The organism is Rhizobium sp. PRIMUS64 (assembly GCF_023006465.1).
Classification (GTDB): Bacteria; Pseudomonadota; Alphaproteobacteria; order Rhizobiales; family Rhizobiaceae; genus Rhizobium; species Rhizobium leguminosarum.
In genome coordinates this window covers 1-5,463 of the sequence record NZ_JALBGX010000234.1, presented here as the reverse complement: position 1 = coordinate 5,463, position 5,463 = coordinate 1, and the positions used below count along the sequence as shown (strand labels likewise).

At 62.9% G+C, this 5,463-nt stretch carries 5 protein-coding genes; all 5 read right to left on the bottom strand.

Translation table 11 applies throughout. The features are described from left to right. A partial coding sequence (locus tag MOV76_RS38180; protein WP_408988011.1) for an ABC transporter permease occupies positions 1-787 on the bottom strand: 787 nt, incomplete at its 3' end. A 63-nt stretch (positions 788-850) separates the two neighbouring features. Continuing rightward, a complete protein-coding gene (locus MOV76_RS38175) occupies positions 851-1,867 on the bottom strand; it encodes an iron ABC transporter substrate-binding protein (RefSeq protein ID WP_018448296.1) in 1,017 nt (338 codons plus the stop codon). A gap of 211 nt (positions 1,868-2,078) precedes the next feature. Then, positions 2,079-3,617 carry an aldehyde dehydrogenase family protein gene (locus MOV76_RS38170; protein ID WP_047620250.1) on the bottom strand — a complete coding sequence of 513 codons (1,539 nt, stop codon included), beginning with the start codon at positions 3,615-3,617 and terminating at the stop codon, positions 2,079-2,081. A 25-nt stretch (positions 3,618-3,642) separates the two neighbouring features. After that, entirely contained in the window at positions 3,643-4,926 is a 1,284-nt protein-coding gene (locus MOV76_RS38165; protein WP_047620249.1) for an FAD-binding oxidoreductase, read from the bottom strand. A 68-nt stretch (positions 4,927-4,994) separates the two neighbouring features. Next, positions 4,995-5,463, bottom strand: a 469-nt coding sequence (locus MOV76_RS38160; RefSeq protein WP_408988010.1) for a 2-oxoadipate dioxygenase/decarboxylase family protein, incomplete at its 5' end; no start/stop codon positions are given.

The window sequence follows — 5,463 nt, the reverse complement described above, 5'->3', positions numbered from 1 at the left end:
ATATAGAGCGACGAGGCGTGCCCTTTGGTGCCATGTGCCAGCTTGCCGACAAGGCCGCTGGCGATCGAATGGCTGATAAAGAAGCCGGTCGTGAGCACGATGATACCGAGGCGCCGCAGATGGCGAGTCTGAGCTGCGGCAGCACGGCCCGGAAGAAGACCCGCCACGGATTGAGCCCCAGCGAAGCCGCGGCATCCTCGATGGCCGGATCGAGGCGGCGCAATGCTGCTGCGACCGGCAGGTAGAGGAACGGGTAGTAGGCGATGACCGAGACGAAGACGCCGCTCTGCAGGCCGCGCATGCCGGGAACCAGGCTGACCCAGGCATAACTGTGCACGAAAGCGGGCACGGCGAGCGGAGCGATCGCCAGCCAGGCCCAGAGCCGCGCAAAAGGAATGTCCGTCCGCTCGGTCAGCCAGGCGAGCGTCACCGCAAGCGCGATCGACACCGGGATGGTGATCGATTCCAGGAGAATCGTATTGACGAGAAGTTCACCGACGCGCGGTCGGAAGACCAGGGCCTTCACCGTTTCCCAGCCGACATCGTAGGTCACCCAGCCGATGAAGCCGAGCGGCACGAGACTGAAGATCGCGACGATGGTTGCGAGGAGGATCACGGAAGCGTGCGGCATGCGTCCGCGTGGCAAAGCCATTCGCGTGGCCCTCGGCGCGACCGGCGCCTGGTTGCCGGATGCGAGCAATCTGTTGTCCTGCAGCAAGGCCGATGCCTTTACACGCTGAAAAAGGAAGGCAACCGCCTTGGAAAGGCGGTTGCCGGATATCGTCATGCCCTAAGGTTTTCTTGAGCCAAATGCAATAGTTTTGGCCGGAAGACGCCTGCGGCAGAAAGGTTAGATCAAGCCGGCGGCCGTCATCAGCTCCACGACCTTCTTGCTGTCGAGGGTCGAAGCTTCGACCTTCGGAGCATTGAGATCGGCAAGCGGAGTGAGCTTGTCGTTGGAAGGCGCATCCTTGCCGATGGCATATTCATAGGAATCGCCGTCCTTGAGGACTGCCTGGCCGGCCTTGCTGGTTAGGAACTTCAGGAAAGCCTGGGCTTCCTTCATGTGCTGCGTGGACTTCAGGATGCCGCCGCCCGAAACGCTGACAAAAGCGCCCGGATCCTGGTTCTTGAAGTAGTGCAGGCCGACATTCTTGCTGTTCTCACCGGTTTTGGCCTGATCGCCGAACCAATAATAGTGATAGATGATCGCCCCTTCGACTTCGCCGGCGTTGACCGCCTTCATGGCGACGCTGTTGCCCTTGTAGGGCGTGGCGTTTTCCTTGAGAGCCTTCAGCCAGTCGGCCGTCGACTGCTCGCCCTTGAGCTGCAGCAGGGCGGCGACGATGGCCTGGAAGTCGGCACCGGCAGGTGCTGCTCCCCAGCGGCCCTTCCAAGCCGGATCTGCGAGGTCGAGCATCGACTTCGGCAGCTTGTCTTCGGTGAGCTTGGTCTTGTCATAGGCAAAAACGGTGGTACGGGCGGCAATGCCGGTCCACATGCCGTCGGCCGGGCGATACTGATCCGGAACCTGATCCAGCGTTTCCTTTTCGATGGGGGCGAAGAGGCCCGCGCCATCGACCAGCGTCATCGCCGGCGAATTCTCGGTCAGGAAGACATCCGCGGGAGAGGCGTCGCCTTCCTGGATGATCTGGTTGGCGAATTGCATGTCGCTGCCCTGGCGCATGGTGACCTTGATGCCGGTCTCCTTGGTGAAGGCATCGATCCATTCACGGCCCAGGCTTTCGTGCTGGGCATTGTAAACGACGAGACCTTCGTCCTGCGCACTAGCGCTGCCAGCGAGCGCAGTGGCGGAGAGAAGCGAAGCGGCAAGCGCGAGGGAAAAACGGTTAAGAGCAATGTTCATGATGGCCTCCGTGACGATGTCACCCGAGCTCTCCAAGGGCGATGAGAGGCGTATATTTTTCCTGACTGCGGATTTCAAGTTTGGCTTGGCCAGAAAAGCCATCACAATATCTTGACTAAATATTTCATATTACAGGGGAATAAATCTCGACTTGGCAAAAAAGGCGACGCTTCCCGAGCGCCGCCTCTCTTTGCAGACTTTTGCAGCCGGCTTATTCGACGTCGAACTTGACGCCCTGCGCAAGCGGCAGCGTCCTGCCGTAATTGATCGTGTTGGTGGAGCGGCGCATATAGGCCTTCCAGGAATCCGAGCCGGATTCGCGGCCGCCGCCGGTTTCCTTCTCGCCACCGAAGGCGCCGCCGATCTCGGCACCGGATGGTCCGAGGTTGACGTTGGCGATGCCGCAATCCGAACCGCGGGCGGACACGAAGGTCTCGGCCTCGCGCATGTCGTTGGTGAAGATCGACGACGACAGTCCCTGCGGCACGGCATTGTGCAGCGCCAGCACCTCGTCGAAATCGCTGTATTTCATCACATAGAGGATCGGCGCGAAGGTCTCGTGCTCGACCGGCCCGGTCTGATCGGGCATTTCGACAAGCGCCGGACGAACGTAGAAGGCGTCGGCGGAACCATTGTCGACGCGGTCGCCGCCGGTCACCGTGCCGCCGGCTGACCTTGCTTCGCCAAGCGCTGCCTGCATCTTTTCGAAAGCCTGGCCGTCGATCAGCGGTCCCACAAGCGTCCCGGCCTCGAGCGGATTGCCGATGGTGACGGAGCCGTAGGCCTTCTGCAGGCGCGGCACCAGTTGGTCGTAGACGCTGGCATGGACGAAGAGACGGCGCAGCGTCGTGCAGCGCTGGCCGGCCGTGCCCATGGCGGAGAAGGCGACGCCGCGCAGCGTCAGGTCGAGATCGGCCGTCGGGCAGACGATCGCCGCATTGTTGCCGCCGAGCTCGAGAATGGCGCGGGCAAATCGCTGCGACAGGCGCGGGCCGACGGCGCGGCCCATGGCCGTCGAGCCTGTGGCAGAAACCAGCGGGATCTTTGGATGGTCGACCAGCACTTCGCCGACCTCGCGACCGCCGATGATCAGCGTCGACAGATTGGCCGGTGCGCTACCGCCCTCGGCGACGAAACGCTTCAGCGCTTTTTCGAACAGCGCCTGCACCGCAAGCGCCGTCAACGGCGTCTTTTCCGAAGGCTTCCAGACGGTGGAATTGCCGCAGACCATCGCAAGCGCCGCATTCCACGACCAGACGGCAACAGGGAAGTTGAAGGCGGAGATGATGCCGATCACGCCGAGCGGGTGCCAGCTTTCCATCATCCGGTGCTCCGAGCGCTCGGTGGCGATCGTCAGGCCGTAGAGCTGACGGGAAAGGCCGACGGCGAAATCGCAGATGTCGATCATCTCCTGCACTTCACCGAGGCCTTCGGAGGTAATCTTGCCGACCTCGATCGAGACGAGACGGCCGAGCGCCGTCTTTGCGGCCCGCAGCTCCTCGCCGAGCAGGCGGACCAGTTCGCCGCGCTTCGGCGCCGGCACGGCACGCCATTCGAGGAAAGCCTGGTGCGCCGCTTCGATCGCCGCTTTCGTCTCGGAAACGGAATGTTCCCTGAGTTTGCCGATTTCCTTGCCGGTGACCGGCGAGGTGACGGAAAGCGTGCCGCCGTGACAGCGGCTGGCATCGACGCCGAGTTCGGCAAGCAGCTTGGCGGTTTCGGTGGCGAGATCGAGGACGGCGATGGTCATTGTCGTGTTTCCAATCTTATTGTGCTTAGAAGCGTGCATCGGCGAAATGGGCTACCTGAGCGCCGGCTTCGTACCATATTTCCTTGAGCGCACGGAAGCTCGGTTCGCTGAGCGCGGTCAGCGGCAGCGGCAGATCGGCTTCGCCAATCCGGCCGAGGATATGCTCCGCCAGCGTGCGGCCAAAGACCGTGCCAGGCGCAATACCGCGGCCATTGTAACCCGAAAAGCCGACGACATTCGGGGCGAATTTGTGGAAGCGCGGCAGCGCATTGTCGGTCATGCCGATCTGGCCATACCATTCGCACTCGAATTCGACATCGCCGATCACCGGGAAGAGCCGCTTCAATGCGCGTTTGGCCCAGCCCTTGTGCACGGCAAGCCCGGTATTGCGCAGCGCCCCGACACTGCCGAAAACGAGCCGGCCGGCCTGGTCCATGCGGAAGGAGGAGAGGATTTCCTTGGTATCCCATGCGCCTTCGCGCCCCGGCAGGATCGACTGACGCAGATTGTGGCCGAGCGGCACGGTGGCAAAATTGAAATAGGGCAGATGCACCTGTTCGCTGCGCACCTGCTCCCACGGACCGGTGCTGTAGGCATCTGTCGCGACGATGATCCACTCGGCGCTGACTTCGCCGCTTGCCGTCTTCACGGTCCAGCGGCTGCCATTCCGCTCAGTAGCGATGACCGGACTGGATGTATGAATGGCGACGCCGGCCTTGACGGCGGCATGGGCAAGGCCGCGCGCATAGGCAAGCGGCTGCAGCGTGCCGGCGCGTTTGTCGAGCAGCGAACCGGTATAGGCATCACTGCCGATGCGTTTTGCCGTTTCCGCCGCATCAAGCAGCGTCACGGCTGCGCCGCGGGCGGACCATTGCGCCGCGCGATCCTCGATCTCCTTCAGCCCGTCCGCGCCGACCGCGCAATGCAGCGTGCCGTTCCGTTCGAGTTCGCAGGCAATCTGATGCTTGTCGATCAGCTCCATGACGAGCTTCGGCGCATTGCCGAGCAGATCGAGCAGACGTTCGCCATGCACCGGGCCGAGCACGCTGGGCAGATCGTTGGGCATCACCCACATGCCGGCATTGATCAGCCCGACATTGCGCCCGGCACCGCCGAAGCCGATCTCCTTGGCCTCCAGCAACACCACCTTCGACCCGGCTTCTGCAAGATGAAGGGCGGAAGAGAGGCCGGTGTAACCGCCGCCGACGATGACGACGTCGGCCGAAATCGCGCCGTCGAGAGGCGAGGTCGTCGGCGCTTCGGGCGCTGTCTTTTCCCAGAGGCCGTGGGAGCGCGGATCATTCAGCATGGCTCAGTCCGATCAGAGCGAAATCGCGGATACTCTAATGCATAAAAGAAAGTGTTGAACCTGCCATTTCACGCAACGGTCTTCAGCGGCAGGCCCGCAAGGTCGAGCGCGGCCAGTGCCGAATCCAGCGATGCAGCCTGACGTTCGGCGTAAAGTGCCAGCTCGTCCTGAACGGTAGCACCCAGTGCTGCCTCGAAGGCGTCACGGTTCGAGCGGGTCGCGTAGTTCTGCTGCTGGTCGGTGCCGAGGTTCGACTGGAAGATGCCGGCCGCGCTGACGGGCAGGAAGTCTTCGTAGACGATCGGGGTGAAGGCAAGGTAACCCTTGGCGATCAGCGCCTCCGGATCGCCGGGCAGCATGCTGCCGGCCGCGGCGGCAATGCCCGCAGGCGTCGCGGCATAGCGGAAGAAGGCCAGATCCGCCCTGCGCAACTCATCCCAGCTGTCCGGGAGTGCCTTGAAACGTGCGGCGAGTTCGTCGTCGTAGGCGCCGGCCTTGGCGCCGCCGGCGCCCACCTGCACCTCGCCGCGAACCGAG

What these genes read in the sequence shown, in the direction of transcription:
- MOV76_RS38175 (WP_018448296.1), bottom strand. Translation starts at nt 1,867, where the DNA reads ATGAACATTGCTCTTAACCGTTTTTCCCTCGCGCTTGCCGCTTCGCTT.
- MOV76_RS38170 (WP_047620250.1), bottom strand. Translation starts at nt 3,617, where the DNA reads ATGACCATCGCCGTCCTCGATCTCGCCACCGAAACCGCCAAGCTGCTT.
- MOV76_RS38165 (WP_047620249.1), bottom strand. Translation starts at nt 4,926, where the DNA reads ATGCTGAATGATCCGCGCTCCCACGGCCTCTGGGAAAAGACAGCGCCC.